This window comes from Cellulomonas carbonis, assembly GCF_014636275.1.
Taxonomy (GTDB): Bacteria; Actinomycetota; Actinomycetes; order Actinomycetales; family Cellulomonadaceae; genus Actinotalea; species Actinotalea carbonis.
Window position 1 is genome coordinate 214922 of sequence record NZ_BMEB01000003.1, and the last position, 20072, is coordinate 234993.

The following is a 20072-nucleotide window of genomic DNA, read 5'->3' on the forward strand; positions in this document are numbered from 1 at the left end:
CACCGGCGGTCCTGATCTTCTACCGTGGCCTGATGGGGCAGGAGGTGACGACGGCGCACGTCGGGGCGGACCAGCACTGGACCGCGTACGGGCTGTGCGGCAAGGCGCAGCCCGACGAGCTCTTCGTCGAGGGCGCGGCGCAGCGCACGGCACGGCAGCTGTGCGGGGACTGCGCGGTGCGGCTCGAGTGCCTCGTCGACGCGCTCGACAACCGGGTCGCGTTCGGCGTCTGGGGCGGGATGACCGAGCGCGAGCGCCGTGCGCTGCTGCGTCGACGGCCCGAGGTCGTCTCGTGGCGCGAGGTGCTCGAGGCCGAGCCCGAGCTCGTCACGCCGCTGGGCCGCCACATGACGCGCCACGTGCCCCGGGACGTCCGGGGCGAGGCCCGGGTGGACGGCCGTGGGGCGTCGGCGACCGGGCGCGGGGCAGCAACTAGGCTCGCGCCATGACCACCTGGGAGTACGCGACCGTCCCGCTCATCGTGCACGCCACCAAGGCGATCCTCGACCAGTGGGGCTCCGACGGCTGGGAGCTCGTGCAGGTCGTGACGGGGCCCGACGGCAACGGCCTCGTCGCCTACCTCAAGCGGCCCACCGGCGAGCGCTGACGTGCCGGCGACCGTCGCGCACCGGCTCCGCGAGCTGGGCATCACGCTGCCGGAGGTCGCCGCGCCCGTGGCCGCCTACGTCCCGGCGGTGCGGACCGGGAACCAGGTCTGGACGTCGGGCCAGCTGCCGTTCGTCGGCGGCGTGCTCGAGGTGACGGGCCTGGTCGGCGACGGTGAGGGGACCGTCCGGCCCGACGTCGCCGCCGGGCTCGCCCGCACCGCGGCGCTCAACGCGCTCGCGGCGGTCGCCGAGCTCGCCGGGAGCCTGGACCGCGTGCGGCGCGTCGTGAAGGTCGTCGGGTTCGTGGCCAGCGCACCCGGCTTCACGGGGCAGCCCGCCGTCGTCAACGGGGCGAGCGAGCTGCTGGGCCAGGTGTTCGGCGAGGCCGGCGTGCACGCGCGCAGCGCGGTCGGCGTCGCGGCGCTCCCGCTGGGGTCGCCCGTCGAGATCGAGCTGGTCGTCGAGCTCAGCTGACCCGTCCCTCCTGCGCTCGGCGCGCGAGGGACGGGTCAGCTCAACGCTGGTCGCTGGCGTCCCGGCGTCCGTCAGCGCGCGCGGCGCTCGAGCCGCTCGAGGTCCAGCAGCACGATGGCCCGGCCGTCACGGCGCACCCAGCGGCGCGTCGTGAAGTCGGCGAGCGCCTTGTTCACGGTCTCGCGCGACGCGCCGACCAGCTGCGCGAGCTCCTCCTGCGTCAGGTCGTGCGCGACCTTCACGCCGTCGTCGGTGCGCTCGCCGAAGCGGCGCGCGAGGTCCAGCAGCGCCTTCGCGACCCGGCCGGGGACGTCCGAGAAGACGAGGTCGGCGAGCGCCTCGTTGGTGCGGCGCAACCGGCGAGCGAGCGCGTGCAGGAGGTGCTTCGCGACGGGCGGGTACCGCTCGAGCCAGCTGATCAGCTCGTCGTGGCCGAGCTCGTACAGGTTGGTGTCCGACACGGCCGTCGCCGTCGCCGTCCGGGGACCCGGGTCGAACAGCGACAGCTCGCCGAACATCTCGCCCGGGCCGAGCACGGCCAGCAGGTTCTCGCGGCCGTCCGTCGAGCGGCGACCGAGCTTCACCTTGCCCGAGCCGATGACGTAGAGCCGGTCGCCCGGCTCGCCCTCGGAGAACACGGACTGACCGCGGCTCAGACGGATGGGCCGCATCGAGCCCATGAGCGCGTGCGCTGCCTCGGGGTCGATCCCCACGAACAGCGGAGCGGAGAGCACCACCTCGTCGTCCACGTGTCCCGTCCTCGCCCTCGTCGTGCCCGCAACCGTGCGTCGACCGTGGTCGACGTCACCATCCTGCCCCACGCGATCGAGGTCAGCGACCGTCCGGGTCGGTGGGCGCGTCGTCGTCGAGGACCCCCGCGAGGCCCAGCACGAGCTCGTCGGTCGTGCTCTCGAGCGCCTCGTCGAGGCGCGCCGCGTAGCGGCCGAGCGCCCGGTCCAGCCGGCGCAGCCGGGTCATCAGGTCGACGACGTCGTCCGGCTGGTCGGTGGCCACGGCGTCGGAGAGGTCGGCGGCCGAGGGCAGAAGACCCTCGACGCCCGGGACGAGGTCCCAGCTCAGCGTGCCGAGCGGCTCGGGCGGGGCCAGGGCGCCGACCGCGAGGTCGAGACGGGCCCGCAGGAGCCGCCGCCAGTGCGCGAGCTGCGCTCGCTCCGCGCGGAGCGCACGACGCGTGGCGTGCGCGTCGCCGGGTCCGGGCGGGCGGATGCCCTGCACCTCGACCAGCGCCATCGTTCCTCCGCTCCGGCGATGCACACCGCATCTCGCCACGGGGTTGGGTTCGACCGGCGCCGGGGGCCTCTTGAGCCAGTTCCATGATCTTCACCCCAACGGTCGACGCCGCTCACCCGTCCGCGCGCGACTTCGACGCCTCGCGCTCCGCCCGCCGACGGCGCGAGCCCGCGGCGGCCGGTCCGCTGCCCCCTACGCTGCCCCCGTGCCCGAACCACGGCCCGCACCGACGCCCCTCGCGCTGACCCGCCGTGCCCGCCGGGTGGACCGGCTGCTCGCCGAGCGCTACCCGGACGCCGGGTGCGAGCTCGACTTCTCGACCCCGTTCGAGCTGCTCGTCGCGACCGTGCTCTCGGCGCAGACGACGGACGTGCGCGTGAACGACGTGACGCCCGGGCTCTTCGCGCGCTGGCCCGACGCCCGCGCCCTCGCCGCCGCCGACCGTGCGGAGCTCGAGGAGACGATCCGGCCGACGGGCTTCTTCCGCGCGAAGGCGCAGTCGCTGCTGGGCCTCGCGCAGGCCGTCGTCGAGCGCTTCGACGGCGAGGTCCCCCCGCGCATGGCGGACCTCGTCACGCTGCCCGGCGTGGGGCGCAAGACCGCGAACGTGGTGCTGGGCAACGCGTTCGACGTCCCCGGGCTGCCGGTGGACACGCATGTGGGCCGCGTCGCGCGCCGGCTCGGGCTCACGGCCGACGAGGATCCCGTCGTCGTCGAGCGCGAGCTGTGCTCGATGCTCCCGCCGCGGTCGTGGACGATGTTCAGCCACCGGCTGATCGTCCACGGGCGGCGCACGTGCCACGCCCGGCGTCCCGCGTGCGGCGCGTGCCCCCTCGCCGGGCTGTGCCCCGCCTACGGCGCGGGCGAGACCGACCCGCAGGCGGCCGCGCGGCTCGTCAAGGACGGCCCGCCGCGCCGGGGCGCGTCCGTCAGCTGACGGGGAGCCGGCCCAGCCAGTCCACGAGCAGGTCGGTCGTCGCCTCGGGCGCCTCCTCGGCGAGGAAGTGGCCGGCACCCTCGACCAGGCGGAACGTCAGCGGCGAGCCCGGGGCCGTCCCCGCCGCCGCGCGGGCCGCCGCGACGGGGATGCACCGGTCGGCGGTGCCGTGCGCCTGGAGCACGGGGACCTCGACCGGGCGCCGCACCGCCGCCAGGTAGCGCTGACCGTCGACGCGCGGGGTCGACCGGACGAGCCAGCGCAGCTGCTCCATCCCGCTGTGCGCCGCGAACGGCACGCGGGCGGCGGTGCGGTACGTCTCCGCCGTCCCGGCGTCGAGCCAGCCGGGCGCACCCCACTCGGTGAGCAGGCGCACCGCGAGGTCCCCGTGGAGCATCCGGCGCTCGGGGAGCCACGGGAGCTGGAAGAAGCCCAGACGGCGCGCCGTCGTGCGCGTCGCGAGGTGGCGGGCGACCGCCGCGGTGTGCATCGCGGCCGGGTGCGGCGTCGAGAGGGCCGCGACGGCACGCGTCACGCGCGGCTGGAGGGCCGGCATCGACCACGCCACGGTGGCCCCGAGTCCCTGGCCGACGACGACGGCGGTGCGTGCGCCGAGCGACCGGACGACGCCCGCGACGTCGCGCGCGAGCGTCGGCACGTCGTTCCCGATCGGGGGCTTGTCCGACGCTCCGGCCCCGCGCAGGTCCATCGCGACGGCGCGGTACCCGGCCGCCGCGAGGACGGGCAGCTGGTGGCGCCACGCCCACCACATCTGGGGGAAGCCGTGCAGGAGGACGACGAGCGGCGCGGTCCCGTCCGTCGCGCCGTCACCCGCGGGCTCGCTCACCGCGACGTGGAAGCGGGCGCCGTTGGCGGCGACGAAGTGGTGCCGCCACGGGCCGTCGATCAGCACGGCGGACGAGTCGGTCACCGGGCGAACCTACAACCCGGGGGCGGCGCCCGGCAGCGGCTTGGAGGCGTGGTGGCGCCCGCGCGCGGCGAGCAGCACCGCACCCAGCACCGCCGCGACGAGCGACCCGACGAGGATCGCGGCCCGGGCGACCTCGGTGCGGTCGTCGCCCGCGAACGCGAGCTCGCCGATCAGCAGGGACACCGTGAACCCGATGCCGGCGACCATGCCCGCGGCGACGATGTCCCGCCAGCCGAGCCCCGCGGCGAGCGGGGTCCGCGTCACGCGCGACACGAGCCACGTGGTCGCCACGATGCCGAGCGGCTTGCCGACGACGAGCCCGAGGGCGACGCCCTGCGCGACCGGGTCGCCGGCCGCCGCGCGCAGCGACTCCGGGTCGAGCGCCACGCCCGCCGCGAAGAACGCGAACACCGGGACCGCGACGCCCGCCGAGATCGGGCGCCAGCGGTGCTCCCACCGGGCCGCCATGCTCTCGCCCTCGCCACCGCGGGCCAGCGCCGGGACGGTGAAGCCCAGCAGCACGCCGGCGATGGTCGCGTGGATCCCGGACTCGTGCATGAAGGCCCACGCGGCCAGGGCGAGCGGCAGGAGGAGCAGCGGCGACGTGATGCGGCGCTGCGCGAGGACCGCGAAGAGCGCGACCGCGGCGGCCGAGGCGGCGAGCCAGCCGAGCGTGAGACCGTCGCTGTAGAAGATCGCGATCACGACGATCGCGAGCAGGTCGTCGACGACGGCGAGCGTGAGGAGGAACGCGCGCAGCGCGAGAGGCAGCGCGCGGCCGAACACCGCGAGGACCGCGACGGCGAACGCGATGTCCGTCGCGGTCGGGATCGCCCAGCCCTGGAGCGCGCCGTCGGGCGACGCGGCGTTGACGGCGACGTAGATCCCCGCGGGGACGAGCATCCCGCCGACCGCGCCGAGGATCGGCAGCGCCGCCGTCGCCGGGCGGCGGAGCTCGCCGTCGACGATCTCGCGCTTGAGCTCGAGCCCGACGACGAAGAAGAAGATCGCGAGCAGCCCGTCCTTGGCCCACGTCGCGAGGCTGAGGTCGAGGTGCACGGCCGACGGGCCGACGACGGTCCCGCGCAGCGCCTCGTAGGCGTCGGCCGCCGCCGAGTTGGCCCAGACCAGCGCGACGACCGCGCCGAGGAGCAGCAGGACGCCGCCCGCGGTCTCGTCGCGCAGGGTGTCGGCGACGTTGCGCAGGCCACCGGGCGTCAGGGCGCGGAAGAGGCCCCGTCCCTCGGGTCCGTCAGGGGCGGTGGGCGGTGCGGGGGTCGGCTCGTGGGCCATGGTGCTCCTCGGGGGTCGCGGACGTGACCGCCGACCAGACTTCCCGGCACACCGCGGGCGATCCTATGCGGCGGTCAGCCGGGACGCCCGGCGGTCTCGTGGTCGGCCGGCTCCTCCTCGGGCGCGCGGCGCGGTTGCGGGTCGAAGCGGTAGCCGACGTTGCGCACGGTGCCGATGAGCTGCTCGTGCTCCGGGCCGAGCTTGGCGCGGAGCCGGCGCACGTGCACGTCGACCGTGCGCGTGCCGCCGAAGTAGTCGTAGCCCCACACGTCCTGGAGCAGCTGGGCGCGCGTGAAGACGCGGCCCGGGTGCTGCGCGAGGTACTTGAGGAGCTCGAACTCCTTGTAGGTGAGGTCGAGCGGTCGGCCGCGCAGCCGGGCCGTGTACCCGCCCGCGTCGATCATGAGGTCGCCGCTCGAGATCTCCTCGGTGCCGGCGCCGCCGTCGTCGCCGTGCACGCGCTCGATCGCCAGACGCAGGCGCGCCTCGACCTCGGCCGGGGACGCGTCCTCGAGCACGATGTCCGCCGCGCCCCACTCACCCGTGACGACCGTGAGGCCGCCCTCGGTGAGGATGAGGACGAGCGGCACGGTCAGGCCGGTCGCGCGCAGCAGGCGGCACGTCGACCGGGCCGCCGCGAGGTCGCGCCGCGCGTCGAGGAGCAGGACGTCGGCGTCGGGCGCGTCGAGGAGCGCGGACGGCTCCACGGGTAGCACGCGGACGCGGTGCGGGAGCAGCCCGAGGGCGGGGAGCACCTGGGCGGAGCCCCCAGCGCTGGGTGTGAGCAGCAAGAGGTCTGCCACCGGTCGTTCGCCTCCTCGGCAGAAGGGCCGAGCTCACGGTACTGCCGCGACGCGGGTGCCTGTCGCCGACGGGCGATCTGCGAGACTCTGCTCCGTGCTCGCCGCCCCCACGTCGCCCGAGGCCATGGCCTGATGGACGTCTCGACCCGCGCCGTCCTGACCGCGGCGGCGTCGACCCTGGTCGCCGGGGCGGCGATCCTCGGCGAGACGCCGCTCGTGGGCGTCTCGCTCGCGCTGACGCTGCTCCTCGCCGCGGGCTGGCCCGTCCTGCTGGGGCTCCCGAGCCCGCTCGGCTCGGCGGTCGTCGTCGCGCTCGGCGGCGCCGGCTCGGTGCTCGCGGTCGCGGCCACGCGCGGTCAGCCGCTCCTGCGGGACGTGCCGATCGTCGTCGCGCTCGCGGTGCTCCTCGCGTTCGTCAACGAGCTCGCGCGCCAGGACGGCCGACGCCGGCTCGTGGAGTCGGTGACGGGGACCGTCACGGGTCTGCTCGTGGTCGCGTCGGCGGCCGGCTGGGTCGCGGCGGGCCGCACGCCGGGGGCGACGTCGCTGGTCGTCACCGGTGCGGCGGCGCTCGCGGTGTCCGCCGCGGTGTCCGCGGTGCACCTGGGCGTCCGGACGGGCGCCGCGGTGACCACGGCCGCGGGCGTCATCGCGGGCGGGGGCGTCGGCGCCGTCATGCCGGCCGTCGGGTCGGTGACGGGTGCGGCCCTGGGCTTCGCGACCGGGCTGCTGGTCGCGTCGCTGCACGTGCTGCTCGACCGCGTCCCCGCGCTGCGGAGCCGCTGGGCGTCCGTCGCGGCGGTCGTGCTGCCCGTCCTGGTGAGCGGGATCCTCGTCTACGTCGTCGGTCGCGTCCTCGTCGGCTGAGCCGCTGCCCGCCGTCGCGGGCTCGTGCCGGCGCCTGCCGTCGGCGCTCGCGGTCCACCCCGCGCGGCACCCGTAGGATCGGGGCATGGAGGCCCTCGAGATCTTCTTCATCGGCCTGCTGGTCGCGGCGTCGCTCGCGATCGGCTGGTTCTCGGTCTACGTCGTCTGGAAGCTCTACAAGGGGCAGCGCTGAGTGTTCACGATCCCCGAGGGTCTGGCCCCTGAGGTCTACCCGCTCGCGTGGCTCGTGGGGACCTGGCGCGGGACGGGCACCGTCGCCTACCCGAACATCCCCGAGACGACCGTCGAGCAGGAGGTCGTCGTCGACCACGACGGCGGCCCGTACCTGCGCTGGCAGGTCACGACCTGGGTCCCCGACGACGACGGCGGCGACGGTGCCGCCGGCGCGCACGGTGCCGCGGGCGACGCCGCCGAGCGGGCCGGTCAGCGGCGCGTGTGGGCGACCGAGACGGGCTACTGGCGCGTCCCGCCCGAGCGTCCGGCCGACCTGCCCGCCGACCGGCACCCGGTCGAGCTGCTGCTCGTCGACCCGGCCGGCCACCTGACGCTCTACGCCGGGGTGACCGGCAACGGTCGGATCGACCTCGCGAGCGACCTCATCGCGCGTACCCCGGACGCGGCCGAGGTCGGCGCCGCGACGCGGCTCATGGGCAACGTCCACGGCGAGCTCATGTGGACGTGGGACATCGCGGCGTTCGGCGAGCCGCTCCAGTCGTACGCGGCGGTGCGCCTGACCCGCGTGCAGGAGGACGCATGACGGTGAGCCCGCCGCCGAGCACGTCACCGGACCCGTCGTCGGGCCGGCCCGTGAGCCCGCTCCTGGGTCGCACGGGCGCGGTCGCCGCGTCGGGGCCCGACGCCGGCGTCGCGTGGCACTACGGCGACCCGACCGCCGAGCAGCGCGCGCTCGCCGCGGGCGGTGCCGTCGTCGACCAGTCCCACCTGGGCGTCGTGACGGTCACCGGCCCGGACCGCCTGTCCTGGCTGCACAACATCACGTCGCAGCGGCTCGCCGACCTCGCGCCGCGCACCTCGACCGAGACGCTCGTGCTGAGCCCGCACGGGCACGTCGAGCACCAGGCCGGCGTCGTCGACGACGGCACGACGACGTGGCTGCTGACGGAGACCGCGCCCGCGCTCGCCGCGTGGCTCGACTCGATGCGGTTCATGCTGCGCGTCGAGGTCGCCGACGTGACCGACCGGTGGGCCGCGGTGGGCGAGCCCGTCGACGCCGAGGGCGCCGAGGGCGAGCCCGTCACGTGGCGCGACCCGTGGCCGAGGACCCTCCCCGGCGGCACGCGCTACGCGGTCGCCGACGACGAGCACCCGGGCTCCGCGCGGGCGTGGCGGCTCGTGCTCGTCCCCCGCGCCGAGCTCGTCGACGCCGTCACGGCGCGCGAGGCCGCCGGGTGGCGGACCGCGGGGACGTGGGCGACCGAGGCCCTGCGCGTCGAGGCGTGGCGCCCGCGCGCGGCGACCGACGTCGACCACCGGACGATCCCGCACGAGCTCGACTGGCTGCGCACGGCCGTGCACCTGGAGAAGGGCTGCTACCGCGGGCAGGAGACGGTCGCGCGCGTGCACAACCTCGGGCGCCCGCCCCGCCGCCTCGTGATGCTCCACCTCGACGGGTCCGGTCACCTGCTGCCCGAGCCGGGCGCGGAGGTGTCCGCCGGCGGGCGGCCGGTCGGCGCGGTCTCGACGGTCGCTCGGCACCACGAGCTGGGTCCGGTCGCGCTCGCGCTCGTCAAGCGCAACCTGGACACCTCGGCCGAGCTCGTCGTCGCGTGCGACGGCGGTGACGTCTCGGCCGCGCAGGAGGTCGTCGTCCCGGGGGAGGGCGTGTCGGTCGACCGGCCGGCGCCCCGCGCCCCGGTCGCACGCGGTCTCGCACCCCGCCCCTCGGCCTGACCGTGGCGGAGGGCGCGTCGGCACGTGCCCGGATGCGGCGGGTCCGCGTCGTCGCGCGGCTGCGTCAGGGCAGCGCGCGCGTGCGGCGTGCGCTGCTGCCCGTCGTGCTCGCGAGCCTCGCCGCGGGCGTCGCGTGGGCGATCGCGGTGTACGGGCTCGGTCACGCGACGCCGTTCTTCGCGCCCGTCTCGGCGTGGGTCGCGCTCGGCTTCAGCGTCGACCGCCACCCGCGCCGCGTGGCCGAGCTCGCGGTCGGCGTCGCCGTCGGCGTGCTCCTGGGCGACCTGCTCGTGCACCTCATCGGCAGCGGGCCCGTGCAGGTCGCGGCGGTCCTGGCGGTCGCGGCGCTCGTGGCCCGGTTCATCGACCGCGGCGACCTGCTCACGACCCAGGCCGGCGTCCAGGCGATCGTCATCGTGGGCCTCCCGGCCGCGCAGGCCGGGTCGCCGCTCGGGCGCTGGGCGGACGCGCTCGTGGGCGGCGCGGTCGCGCTCGTCGTCACGGCTCTGTGGCCGCAGGACCCCCGCCGACGCGTGCGGTCGCTCGCCGAGGAGGCGCTCGAGGAGGTCTCGCACCTCCTGCGGGACCTCGCGCGGGGGCTCGCCGGCCACGACGTGGAGCTCGTCGAGGAGGCGCTCGTGCGGGGTCGGGCGTCGCAGCCGACGCTCGACCAGTGGCGGTCGGTGGCGGCGCAGGCCCGGGCGGGCGCGCGCGTGTCACCGGCCCACCGGAGGCACCGGCCCGAGCTGCTCGACCTCGAGGGCGCTGCCGTGCGGGCCGACCGGGCGATGCGCAACGCGCGCGTCCTCGCGCGCCGCTGCCGGCCGCTCGTGGGGTCCGCGCACGAGCTCGACCGCCTCGCCGGGCTGGTGACCGAGCTCGCGCGGGCGACGGGTGAGCTCGCCGTGGCGTTCGGCGCGGGCGCCGAGCCGCTCCGTGCGCGCGAGCGCCTCGCCGAGGTCGCCGCGGCGGCCGACCCGCGCGCGGTCTCGACGGACGACTGGCACGTCCAGGGCGTCGTCCTGCTGATCCGGTCGCTCGTCGTCGACCTCCTCGAGACGGCCGGCGTCGCACCCGCGGCCGCGCGCGAGCGCCTGCCCGAGCTCTGAGCCAGCCGGCCCGCCCGGGAGGCGACGGTGTGGCGGGGATGGGCGGGCCACCCGCGCGGACGGAGCGGCCCACGGCCGCGGGCCGTACCCTCTGAGGGTGATCCAGGCCGTCCAGAGCGCCATCTTCCTCGCGCTCCACCTGCTGGTCCTCGTGCTGTGCGTCGTCGCGCTCGTCGACGCGCTGCGCCGTCCCGCCCGCGCCTTCACGGCCGCCGGCAAGCGGACCAGGAACTTCTGGCTCGCGATCCTCGGGGTCGCGACCGCGCTGTCCTTCGTGGCGACGCCGTTCGGCGGGGGCGGCGGGGGACTGCTGCTCTTCGCGATCCTCTCGGCGGTCGCCGCGTCGGTGTACCTCGTCGACGTCAAGCCGGCCGTCGCGCCGTACTCGGGCCGCGGTGGTCCGGGCGGCGGCACGGGCAGCTGGTGACGGCCGCGCCCGAGGCCCGACCGCTCGACCCGGGGGGCGCGCTCGCGCACGTCGTCCGCGGGCCGCTCGTCGAGTCGGTGCACACCGGTCACCTCGTGGTGCTCGACCCCGACGGCGGGGTCGTGCTCGCGGTCGGGGACCCCGACGTGGTCGTCTGGCCGCGGTCCTCCCTGAAGCCCCTGCAGGCGGTCGCGATGGTCCGTGCGGGCCTCGACGTCGACGACGACGGCCTCGCGCTCGCGTGCGCGAGCCACTCGGGTGAGGACGCGCACCTCGCCGTCGTCCGCGCGGTGCTGGCCGGCGTGGGCCACGCCGAGGGCGACCTCCAGAACACGCCCGACCTGCCGCTCGCCGCCGCCGCCGCCGACGCGTGGCGCGCCGGGGGCCGCGGGCCGACGTCGCTGACGCAGAACTGCTCGGGCAAGCACGCCGCGATGATCGCGACGTGCGCGTCGGCGGGCTGGGACACGTCGACGTACCTCGCCCCGACGCACCCGCTCCAGCAGGCCGTGCGTGCGGGCGTCGAGGAGCTCACGGGTGTCCCGGTGCATCACGCGACCGTCGACGGCTGCGGCGCCCCGCTGCTGTCGACGACGCTGCGGGGGCTCGCGCACGGGTTCGCGCGCCTCGCGCGCGCGGCGGCCGCCGACGACGGGTCGCCCGAGGCGCGGGTCGGTCGCGCGGTGGCGTCCCGCCCGGCGCTGGTGGGCGGCACGGGGCGCGACGTCACGGGGTTCCTGCGCGCCGTCCCCGGCCTGGTCGCCAAGGACGGGGCGGAGGCGGTCTACGCCGCGGCGCTCCCGGACGGCACGTCGGTCGCGCTCAAGATCGCCGACGGCGGTGGGCGCGCGCGGGCCCTCGTCATGGCGGCGGCGCTCGAGGTCGCGGTGCGCTCGTCGGGCGGCGGAGACGGCGACGACGTCGACGGCGTGGTCGCCGCGCTGCGGGCCGTCGGGCGGACGCGTGTCCTCGGTCACGGCTCGCCGGTCGGAGCGGTCGTCCCCGCGTTCGGCGGCACCGACCCGGCGGTCTGGGAGGAGCGGGCGTGAGGGCGGTCGTGCAGCGCGTGACCCGTGCGTCGGTCACCGTCGACGGCGAGGTCGTCGGCGCGATCGACGAGCCAGGCCTGGTCGTGCTCGTCGGCGCGACGCACGACGACGGGCCGGCGCAGGTCGAGCTGATCGCGCGCAAGGTGGCCGAGCTGCGGATCCTCCGCGACGAGGCGTCCGCGGTCGACGTCGGCGCGCCCGTGCTCGTCGTCAGCCAGTTCACGCTCTACGCGGACACCCGCAAGGGGCGGCGGCCGACGTGGAACGCCGCGGCACCGGGGCCGGTCGCGGAGCCCCTGGTCGACGCCGTCGTCGAGGACCTGCGGCGCCGCGGCCTGCGGGTCGAGACCGGGCGCTTCGGCGCGATGATGCAGGTCGAGCTCGTCAACGACGGCCCCGTGACGATCCTGCTCGAGGCCTGACGGCCCGACCGTGGCCGACCCGTCGGGGTCGCCTCGGCGCGGGACATGGGAGCGCCCTCCCGCGGTGAGCCCACCCCCGTCGCCGGGGGTGGCTCACCGCGAGAGGGCGGACGCGGCGCGTCGTGCGAGCCCAGGGGCTCAGGCGCTCAGGCGCGCGATCTCCTCGGGCGTGAGCGCGAGCTCCGCCGCGGCTGCGGAGTCGCGGATGCTCTCCGGGCGGCTCGCCCCCGGGATCGGGACGACGACCGACTCGAGCGCGAGCTCCCAGGCGAGGCAGACCTGGTAGGGCGACACGCCGCGCTCCGCGGCGACCTCGGCGAAGGCGGCGTGCCGCTCACCGAGCTCCCCCGCACGCGCGATGCCGCCGAGCGGGCTCCACGGGAGGAACGCGATGTCGAGCTCGGCGCACAGCTCGAGCTCGGGCTCGCTGCTGCGGAACGCCGGCGAGAACTGGTTCTGCACCGAGACGAGGCGGCCGCCGAGGATCTCCTGCGCCTCCCGGATCTGCTCGGGGTTCGCGTTGGAGATCCCCGCCATCTGGATCTTGCCCTCGTCGAGCAGGTCGCGGATCGCGCCGACCGAGTCCGCGTACGGGACCGCGGGGTCCGGGCGGTGGAACTGGTAGAGGCCGATGGCCTCGACGTCGAGGCGCTGCAGGGAGGCCTCGCACGCCTTCTTCAGGTAGTCGGGGTCGCCCTGGACGTACCAGGAGCCGTCGCCCGGTCGGCGGTGGCCGCCCTTGGTCGCGACGAGCACGTCGTCGGCGGAGCGCCCCGCGAGACGCAGCGCCTTGGCGATGAGCAGCTCGTTGTGGCCGACGTCCGTGGGATCGCGGTGGTAGGAGTCCGCGGTGTCGATGAGCGTGATGCCGACGTCGAGCGCGGCGTGGATGGTCGCGATCGAGCGGTCCTCGTCGGGACGGCCCTCGATCGACATCGGCATGCCGCCCAGGCCGATCGCGCTGACGGTGCGGTCTCCGATGGTGCGCTGCTGCATGGTGCTCCTCGGTGCTGGTTCGTCCGGGCCGCGCGTGCGTCGGGTGCGGCCCGTGGTGGTGGGCGCGTCGTCGTCGGCCGTGGGCCGGTGCGCGCTCGTACCGATTCGATCACGCCCGGCGCCCGCGTGCGTGGTGAACCGCGGGCGCAGACTGGGGACATGCGGGCGACGGTCGAGGCGGTCCTGGGTGACATCACGCACGAGCGGGTCGACGCGGTGGTCAACGCCGCGAACTCGTCCCTGCTCGGGGGAGGCGGGGTCGACGGCGCGATCCACGCGGCCGCCGGGCCCGCGCTGCTGGCCGAGTGCCGCGCGCTGCGCCGGACGGTGCTGCCGCAGGGGCTGCCGGTCGGCGACGCCGTGGCGACGGGTGCGGGCGAGCTCGCCGCGACGTGGGTGGTCCACACCGTCGGGCCGAACCGGCACGCGGGGCAGACCGACCCCGCGCTCCTCGCCTCGTGCTTCGCGCGGAGCCTGACCGTGGCCGCCGACGTCGGCGCGCGGTCCGTGGCCTTCCCCGCCGTGAGCGCGGGCGTCTACGGGTGGGACGTCGAGGTCGTGGCCGACGTCGCCGTCGCGACCGTGCGCGACCACGCGGCGCTCGCGGGGGACGAGCCGGCCGTCCGGCTGGTGCGCTTCGTGCTCGCGTCGGACCGTGCGCACGCCGCGTTCGCCTCGGCGATCCACCGCCACCTGGGAACGGGATGAGGCCTGGCCCCCAGCCGCCGTCGTCGAGACAAGGCTTGCCGTCGGCGTGTCGGGCGACACGCCCACACGAACTCTGATCTCGACGGAAAGGGGCGCGGCTACCAGCACGAACGATCGTGCTATTTTGCTCGGGTGGCGAAGGGTGACCGGACGCGGGGCGTGATCCTCGAGCAGGGGATCGCGCTGGCGTACCGCGTGGGTCTCGAGGGGCTCACGATCGGTGCGCTCGCCGCCGAGGTCGAGATGTCCAAGAGCGGCATGTACGCGCACTTCGGGTCCAAGCAGGCCCTCCAGATCGCGGTCCTCGACGCGGCCGGCCGGGACTTCGCGGCGACCGTCGTCGAGCCGGCGCTCCGCGCGCCGCGCGGCGAGCCCCGCATCCGCGCGCTCGTGGACAGCTGGCTCACGTGCGGACGTCAGCGCCGGCCCGGCGGGTGCCTCTTCGTCAAGGCGGGCACCGAGCTCGACGAGCAGCCCGGGCCCGTGCGCGACCGGCTCGTCGAGCTCCACGAGCAGCTCGACGACACGATCGCGCGCATCGTGACCAGCGGGGTCGAGGACGGCCTGCTGCGCCCGGGCACCGACGCGCGCCAGTTCGCGGCCGACCTCTACGCGATCATGCTCGGCTTCCACCACCGCCACCGTCTGCTCGGGGACGCGCGGGCCGAGGAGCGCGCCCGCGCCGCTGTCGACGCGCTGCTCGCGGCCGTCCGCGTGCCGCGGAGCGACGGCGCCCACCACCGCGTGGGCACCGACGACGGCGCCAGTGGTGCCGAGGCCGACCCCTCGCCGACCGTCCCCGCGACCGCAGGAGCAGCCCGATGACGAGCACGACCCTCCGCCGTCGGCTCCGTCGCACGCGCCGCCGGACGGCGGCCGCGGTGCAGCTCGCGGCGCTGCGCACGCGCCTGCGGGTGCTCGAGCGGGTCGCCCCGGCGGCGGCGGACCGCCTCGCGCTGGACCTGTGGTGCACGTTCCCGCAGGGTGCGCGTCGCACGGACCTGCGGCCGAGGCCCGGTGTCGTCGAGCGCGTCCCCGTCCCCCGCGGTGGGACGGTGGCGGCCGAGTCGTGGGGCGAGGGGCCGACCGTCCTGCTCGTGCACGGCTGGGGCGGCTGGCGCGGACAGCTCGGTGCGTTCGTCGAGCCCCTGGTCGACGCCGGTCACCGGGTCGTCGCGCTCGACGCGCCCGGGCACGGCGACGCCGACGACGGGTTCCTCGGCGCGGGTCGCGGCACGGTCATGGAGTTCCTCGAGGCGATCGAGGCGGTCGCCGCACGCACCGGCCCGGTCGTCGGCGTCGTCGCGCACTCGATGGGGACCATGGCGACGGCGCGCGCGGTCGCGTCCGGCTCGCTCGCGCCCGACCGGCTCGTGCTCGTCGCGCCCTCGCACCCGTTCGTCGACGTCCTCGACCAGTTCACGACGCTGCTCCGGCTGAGCGACCGGACGCGCGACCACCTGCGCGCGACGCTCGAGGCCATCGTCGGGTCGTCGATCGAGACGTTCGACCTCGCGCGCTGCGCCGCGGACGCGACCATGCCGCCGACGCTCGTCGTGCACGACCGGCTGGACCGCGAGACCCCGTTCGCGGTCGCCGAGGCGGTCGTCGCGACCTGGGACGACGCGCGACTCGTGCCGACGACGGGGCTCGGGCACCACCGCGTGCTCGCCGCGCCGACGACGGTCACGGCCGCGGTCGAGCACCTCACGGGGCGCGTGCCCGTCGCCTGACGACGGGCACGCGCCCGGTGGTGTCCTGCGGCGCCCCTGCCCGCGCGACGCCGTGCGGCCCGTCGGCGCACGGCCGGCCCCCGCTTTCACGCCTGCGGCGAACACGGAAGCCCGGCGGGAGCCCCGCCGTTAGCCTTGCAGGACGACATCCCTGGCAAGGAGCGCAGATGTTCGAGAGATTCACCGACCGTGCCCGACGCGTGGTCGTCCTCGCCCAGGAAGAGGCGAGGATGCTCAACCACAACTACATCGGGACCGAGCACATCCTGCTCGGGCTCATCCACGAGGGCGAAGGCGTCGCGGCCAAGGCCCTGGAGTCGCTCGGCATCTCCCTGGACGCCGTCCGCTCCCAGGTGCAGGAGATCATCGGCGAGGGCCAGCAGGCCCCGTCTGGTCACATCCCCTTCACCCCGCGCGCCAAGAAGGTGCTCGAGCTGTCGCTCCGCGAGGCGCTGCAGCTGGGCCACAACTACATCGGCACGGAGCACATCCTGCTCGGCCTCATCCGCGAGGGTGAGGGCGTCGCGGCCCAGGTGCTCAACAAGCTCGGCGCCGACCTGAACCGCGTCCGGCAGCAGGTCATCCAGCTGCTCTCGGGGTACCAGGGCAAGGAGCCGGTCGCCTCGGGCGGCCCCGCCGAGGGTCAGCCCTCGGGCTCGGCCGTGCTCGACCAGTTCGGTCGCAACCTCACGCAGGCCGCCCGCGAGGGCAAGCTCGACCCGGTCATCGGGCGTGAGAAGGAGATCGAGCGGGTCATGCAGGTGCTGTCCCGCCGCACCAAGAACAACCCCGTCCTGATCGGAGAGCCCGGCGTCGGCAAGACCGCCGTCGTCGAGGGGCTCGCGCAGGACATCGTGCGCGGCGACGTCCCCGAGACGCTCAAGGACAAGCAGCTCTACACGCTCGACCTCGGCGCGCTCGTCGCCGGGTCGCGCTACCGCGGTGACTTCGAGGAGCGCCTCAAGAAGGTCCTCAAGGAGATCCGCACGCGCGGCGACATCATCCTGTTCATCGACGAGATCCACACCCTCGTCGGGGCGGGTGCCGCCGAGGGTGCGATCGACGCCGCGAGCATCCTCAAGCCGATGCTCGCCCGGGGCGAGCTCCAGACGATCGGCGCGACGACGCTCGAGGAGTACCGCAAGCACGTCGAGAAGGACGCCGCGCTCGAGCGCCGCTTCCAGCCGATCCAGGTCGCGGAGCCGAACCTCGGCCACGCGATCGAGATCCTCAAGGGCCTGCGGGACCGCTACGAGGCGCACCACCGCGTGTCCATCACCGACGGCGCGCTCGTCGCGGCGGCCCAGCTCGCCGACCGCTACGTCAACGACCGCTTCCTGCCGGACAAGGCGATCGACCTGATCGACGAGGCCGGCGCGCGCCTGCGCATCCGCCGCATGACGGCCCCGCCGGAGCTGCGCGAGCTCGACGAGAAGATCGCCGAGGCGCGTCGCGACAAGGAGTCGGCGATCGACGAGCAGGACTTCGAGAAGGCCGCGCGCCTGCGCGACGTCGAGAAGCAGCTCGGGACGCAGCGGGCCGAGAAGGAGAAGCAGTGGAAGTCCGGTGACCTCGACACGGTCGCCGAGGTCGACGAGGAGCTCATCGCCGAGGTGCTGGCGCTGTCCACCGGCATCCCGGTGTTCAAGCTCACCGAGGAGGAGTCCAGCCGGCTGCTCCACATGGAGGACGAGCTGCACAAGCGCGTCGTCGGCCAGGAGGACGCCATCAAGGCGCTGTCCCAGGCCATCCGCCGCACGCGTGCGGGCCTCAAGGACCCGAAGCGTCCCGGTGGGTCGTTCATCTTCGCGGGGCCCACGGGCGTCGGGAAGACCGAGCTCGCCAAGGCCCTCGCGGAGTTCCTCTTCGGCGACGAGGACGCGCTCATCCAGCTCGACATGAGCGAGTTCTCCGAGAAGCACACCGTCTCGCGGCTGTTCGGCTCGCCCCCCGGCTACGTCGGGTACGACGAGGGCGGCCAGCTCACCGAGAAGGTGCGGCGCAAGCCGTTCTCGGTCGTCCTCTTCGACGAGGTCGAGAAGGCCCACGCGGACATCTTCAACTCGCTGCTGCAGATCCTCGAGGACGGTCGCCTGACCGACTCGCAGGGCCGCGTCGTGGACTTCAAGAACACCGTGATCATCATGACCACGAACCTCGGCACGCGGGACATCGCCAAGGGCCTGCAGACCGGCTTCCAGGCCGGTGGCGACCTGTCGACGTCCTACGAGCGGATGAAGGCGAAGGTCGGCGACGAGCTCAAGCAGCACTTCCGGCCCGAGTTCCTCAACCGCGTCGACGACGTGGTCGTGTTCCCGCAGCTGTCGCAGGACGAGATCATCCAGATCGTCGACCTGATGATCGCCCGGCTCGAGGGACGGCTCAAGGACAAGGACATGGGCATCGAGCTCACGCCCGCGGCCAAGCAGCTGCTCGCCGAGAAGGGCTACGACCCCGTGCTGGGCGCCCGGCCGCTGCGCCGCGCCATCCAGCGCGAGATCGAGGACGTGCTGTCGGAGAAGATCCTCTTCGGCGAGCTCCGCCCGGGCCAGACCGTCCTGGTCGACGCCCAGGGCGAGGGCCTGCTCGGGGAGTTCATCTTCCGCGGCATCGGCAAGGCCGACGAGGCCTCCGACGCCGAGCCCGTCGGCGTCTCGGTGGCGTCCATGCCGCCGCTGACGACGACGGACGACGCGAAGAGCACCGGCACCGAGGACTGACCGCCGGCCGGCCGGGGACGACCCCGGCCGGCGCAGGCCGCACCCGACGCCCGGGCCACCCGGTGGGAGACCACCGCGGTGACCCGGGCGTCGTCGTGCCCGCTGCGGGCTGGTCGCGTCCGGTTTCACCCGCTCCGGGCGGGTGAACCGCCGCGACCGCGCTCACCTGCGCGTCCGTGCACGACGACGTAGCAGGTGACCAACGGCGGCGAGGGCGCCCCCACGCCCGCGCCGCCGTCCTGCCTCAGCCCCCGCAGAGGACCCATGTCGGCACCTGACGCCACCCCATTTCCGTTGCGCGACGACGCGCCCTCCGGTGTGCTGCCCACGCCGCGCGCCCCGGCCGACCCGCTCGGCGTCCTGGCAGGGACCGGTGACGGCTCTGCCGTCGGTGGGACCGGTGACGGCTCCGCCGTCGGTGTCGTGGAAGCGCTCCCTGCGCCAGCCGGACCGCAGGTCGACACCACGGCCGAGGCCGGTGCGGTCGAGGTCCCGCGCTCTCGGCACCGCTACGTCCCGGTGGCCGCGAAGTTCCTCGTCGCCGTCGTCGGTGCCGCGCTCTGGGTCACCCTCGCGGTGGTCCTGTCCCGCCCGTGGATCGCTGAGCTCACGCCGGTCGTCGGACCCGTCGGGGCGTTCGTCGTCGTCGGCCTCGTGGCGTACCTGCCCGGTGCCGTCGTCGCGTTCCTCGCGGTCTCGCTCGCGCTCGACCGCCAGCCCCCGCTCCGCTCGAGCGACGCCACCTCCGCCGTCACGGTGGTGGTCGCCGCACGGAACGAGCAGGAGGGGATCGTCGCGACGCTCGAGTCCGTCGCGCGCGTGGAGTACGCGGGCGAGCTCACGATCGTGCTCGCCGACAACGGCTCGACCGACGCGACGGTCGAGCGCGCGCTCGCTGCCGCACCGACCCTCGGGGTCCCGTTGCGCGTCGTCCACGAGGCCACCCCGGGGAAGGCGCACGCGCTGAACGCGGCCCTCGCGACCGTGACCACACCGCTCGTCGTGACGGTCGACGCGGACACGCTGCTGCACCGCGAGGCGCTCGGCCGTCTGGTCGCGCGCCTCGAGGCCGCCCCGGCCGACACGGTCGCCGTCGCGGGGTCCGTCCTCGTCCGCAACTCGCGGCGCAACTTCCTCACCCGCATGCAGGAGTGGGACTACTACCTCGGCATCACCGCGGTGAAGCGCATGCAGGGCCTGTACCAGTCGACCCTCGTCGCGCAGGGGGCGTTCTCGGTCTACCGGACGGAGGACGTCCGGGAGGTCGGCGGCTGGCCCGACGCGATCGGTGAGGACATCGTCGTCACGTGGCGGCTCATGGAGGCCGGACGTCGCGTGTTCTTCGAGCCGACGGCTGTGGCGTTCACCGACGCGCCCGAGCGGGTGCGGCACTTCTTCCGGCAGCGGGCGCGGTGGGCGCGCGGGATGCTCGAGGGGATCCGCGCCGTCCCGCCGTGGCGTCAGGAGCGCGTGCTGACGAAGTTCGTCGCGGGGATCGACCTGCTCATCCCGCTGCTCGACGTCGGGTACGCCCTGATCTGGCTACCGGGGCTCGTGCTGTTCCTGCTCGGGCACCCGCTCGTCGTCTCGATGTGGACGCTCGCGGTGCTCCCGGTGACGCTGCTCGTCTACGGGGGCCTGCGGATCTTCCAGTCGCGGCACGTGTTCGCGCCGCTGGACCTGCGGGTGCGCCGCAACAGGCTCGGGTACATCGGCTTCCTGCTGCTCTACCAGGTCCTGTGCTCGACGGCGTCGCTGGTCGGCTACACGCAGTTCCTCGGCGGGACCCGGCGGCGCTGGAAGTGAGCGGGC

At 75.3% G+C, this 20072-nt stretch carries 22 protein-coding genes; 16 read left to right on the forward strand and 6 right to left on the reverse strand.

Going from position 1 to position 20072, the window contains the following annotated elements; all coding sequences use genetic code 11:
* Positions 1-32: 32 nt before the first annotated feature.
* From IEV86_RS11005 to IEV86_RS11015, 3 genes are read left to right on the forward strand one after another with little or no spacing between them, the layout of a single operon-like run.
* Positions 33-449 (forward strand): WhiB family transcriptional regulator, encoded by a 417-nt coding sequence (locus IEV86_RS11005; protein ID WP_081978506.1) that lies wholly within the window; start codon positions 33-35, stop codon positions 447-449.
* On the forward strand, positions 446-607 hold the full coding sequence (sp36, locus tag IEV86_RS11010; RefSeq protein ID WP_152605554.1) for a Sp36 family protein: 162 nt from the start codon (positions 446-448) through the stop codon (positions 605-607). Before IEV86_RS11005 ends, sp36 begins: the two co-directional genes overlap by 4 nt.
* 1 nt (position 608) lies before the next feature.
* A complete protein-coding gene (locus tag IEV86_RS11015) occupies positions 609-1082 on the forward strand; it encodes a RidA family protein (RefSeq protein WP_043603290.1) in 474 nt (157 codons plus the stop codon).
* 71 nt (positions 1083-1153) lie between these two features.
* On the opposite strand, the gene IEV86_RS11020 is transcribed toward IEV86_RS11015, so the two are convergent.
* Entirely contained in the window at positions 1154-1831 is a 678-nt protein-coding gene (locus IEV86_RS11020; protein ID WP_043603293.1) for a Crp/Fnr family transcriptional regulator, read from the reverse strand.
* 82 nt (positions 1832-1913) lie between these two features.
* Complete coding sequence (locus tag IEV86_RS11025; protein WP_052425896.1) at positions 1914-2333, reverse strand: hypothetical protein; 420 nt, start codon at positions 2331-2333, stop codon at positions 1914-1916.
* Positions 2334-2538: 205 nt separating this feature from the next.
* Here IEV86_RS11025 and nth point away from each other — a divergent pair, with 205 nt between their 5' ends.
* Positions 2539-3270: an endonuclease III gene (gene nth / locus IEV86_RS11030; RefSeq protein ID WP_043603296.1), complete on the forward strand. Its 732-nt coding sequence runs from the start codon at positions 2539-2541 to the stop codon at positions 3268-3270.
* Here nth and IEV86_RS11035 read toward each other — a convergent pair.
* From IEV86_RS11035 to IEV86_RS11045, 3 genes are all read right to left on the reverse strand, one after another.
* Positions 3263-4201, reverse strand: a complete 939-nt coding sequence (locus IEV86_RS11035) for an alpha/beta fold hydrolase (RefSeq protein ID WP_043603299.1) — start codon at positions 4199-4201, stop codon at positions 3263-3265. The genes nth and IEV86_RS11035 overlap by 8 nt on opposite strands.
* A 9-nt stretch (positions 4202-4210) precedes the next feature.
* Positions 4211-5494 (reverse strand): Na+/H+ antiporter NhaA, encoded by a 1284-nt coding sequence (gene nhaA / locus IEV86_RS11040; protein ID WP_043603302.1) that lies wholly within the window; start codon positions 5492-5494, stop codon positions 4211-4213.
* A gap of 74 nt (positions 5495-5568) precedes the next feature.
* Positions 5569-6297, reverse strand: coding sequence for a winged helix-turn-helix transcriptional regulator (locus tag IEV86_RS11045; RefSeq protein ID WP_043603304.1), 729 nt, complete (start codon positions 6295-6297; stop codon positions 5569-5571).
* 132 nt (positions 6298-6429) lie between these two features.
* Between IEV86_RS11045 and IEV86_RS11050 the strand changes: the two genes are divergently transcribed.
* The 7 genes from IEV86_RS11050 (at position 6430) to dtd (ending at position 12103) form a co-directional block, all read left to right on the forward strand.
* Positions 6430-7164: a hypothetical protein gene (locus tag IEV86_RS11050; RefSeq protein WP_043603306.1), complete on the forward strand. Its 735-nt coding sequence runs from the start codon at positions 6430-6432 to the stop codon at positions 7162-7164.
* A 193-nt stretch (positions 7165-7357) separates the two neighbouring features.
* Positions 7358-7942 carry a heme-binding beta-barrel domain-containing protein gene (locus IEV86_RS11055; RefSeq protein ID WP_043603309.1) on the forward strand — a complete coding sequence of 195 codons (585 nt, stop codon included), beginning with the start codon at positions 7358-7360 and terminating at the stop codon, positions 7940-7942.
* On the forward strand, positions 7939-9096 hold the full coding sequence (ygfZ, locus tag IEV86_RS11060) for a CAF17-like 4Fe-4S cluster assembly/insertion protein YgfZ (RefSeq protein ID WP_052425898.1): 1158 nt from the start codon (positions 7939-7941) through the stop codon (positions 9094-9096). The genes IEV86_RS11055 and ygfZ overlap by 4 nt, the downstream gene beginning before the upstream one ends.
* A 32-nt stretch (positions 9097-9128) precedes the next feature.
* The gene (locus IEV86_RS11065) at positions 9129-10205 is read left to right on the forward strand and encodes an FUSC family protein (RefSeq protein WP_043603381.1); all 1077 of its coding nucleotides are present in this window, start codon (positions 9129-9131) and stop codon (positions 10203-10205) included.
* Positions 10206-10302: 97 nt separating this feature from the next.
* Complete coding sequence (locus IEV86_RS11070) at positions 10303-10632, forward strand: DUF2516 family protein (protein WP_081978508.1); 330 nt, start codon at positions 10303-10305, stop codon at positions 10630-10632.
* A complete protein-coding gene (locus tag IEV86_RS11075; protein WP_152605555.1) occupies positions 10629-11681 on the forward strand; it encodes an asparaginase in 1053 nt (350 codons plus the stop codon). The genes IEV86_RS11070 and IEV86_RS11075 overlap by 4 nt, the downstream gene beginning before the upstream one ends.
* A complete protein-coding gene (gene dtd / locus IEV86_RS11080; RefSeq protein WP_043603314.1) occupies positions 11678-12103 on the forward strand; it encodes a D-aminoacyl-tRNA deacylase in 426 nt (141 codons plus the stop codon). The genes IEV86_RS11075 and dtd overlap by 4 nt, the downstream gene beginning before the upstream one ends.
* Before the next feature lie 138 nt (positions 12104-12241).
* Here the strand turns inward: dtd and IEV86_RS11085 are convergent, their stop codons facing one another.
* Positions 12242-13099: an aldo/keto reductase gene (locus tag IEV86_RS11085; RefSeq protein ID WP_043603317.1), complete on the reverse strand. Its 858-nt coding sequence runs from the start codon at positions 13097-13099 to the stop codon at positions 12242-12244.
* A 159-nt stretch (positions 13100-13258) separates the two neighbouring features.
* On the opposite strand from IEV86_RS11085, the gene IEV86_RS11090 reads away from it, so the two are divergent.
* The 5 genes from IEV86_RS11090 to IEV86_RS11110 all read left to right on the forward strand — a co-directional run bounded on the left by IEV86_RS11090 (position 13259) and on the right by IEV86_RS11110 (position 20066).
* Positions 13259-13807 (forward strand): O-acetyl-ADP-ribose deacetylase, encoded by a 549-nt coding sequence (locus IEV86_RS11090; protein ID WP_043603320.1) that lies wholly within the window; start codon positions 13259-13261, stop codon positions 13805-13807.
* 132 nt (positions 13808-13939) lie between these two features.
* Positions 13940-14632, forward strand: coding sequence for a TetR/AcrR family transcriptional regulator (locus tag IEV86_RS11095; RefSeq protein WP_043603323.1), 693 nt, complete (start codon positions 13940-13942; stop codon positions 14630-14632).
* Positions 14629-15540, forward strand: a complete 912-nt coding sequence (locus tag IEV86_RS11100; protein ID WP_052425900.1) for an alpha/beta fold hydrolase — start codon at positions 14629-14631, stop codon at positions 15538-15540. Before IEV86_RS11095 ends, IEV86_RS11100 begins: the two co-directional genes overlap by 4 nt.
* 167 nt (positions 15541-15707) lie before the next feature.
* On the forward strand, positions 15708-18260 hold the full coding sequence (locus IEV86_RS11105) for an ATP-dependent Clp protease ATP-binding subunit (protein WP_043603326.1): 2553 nt from the start codon (positions 15708-15710) through the stop codon (positions 18258-18260).
* Between the two features lie 264 nt (positions 18261-18524).
* Positions 18525-20066 (forward strand): glycosyltransferase family 2 protein, encoded by a 1542-nt coding sequence (locus tag IEV86_RS11110; RefSeq protein ID WP_081978509.1) that lies wholly within the window; start codon positions 18525-18527, stop codon positions 20064-20066.
* The last annotated feature ends 6 nt before the right edge of the window (positions 20067-20072 follow it).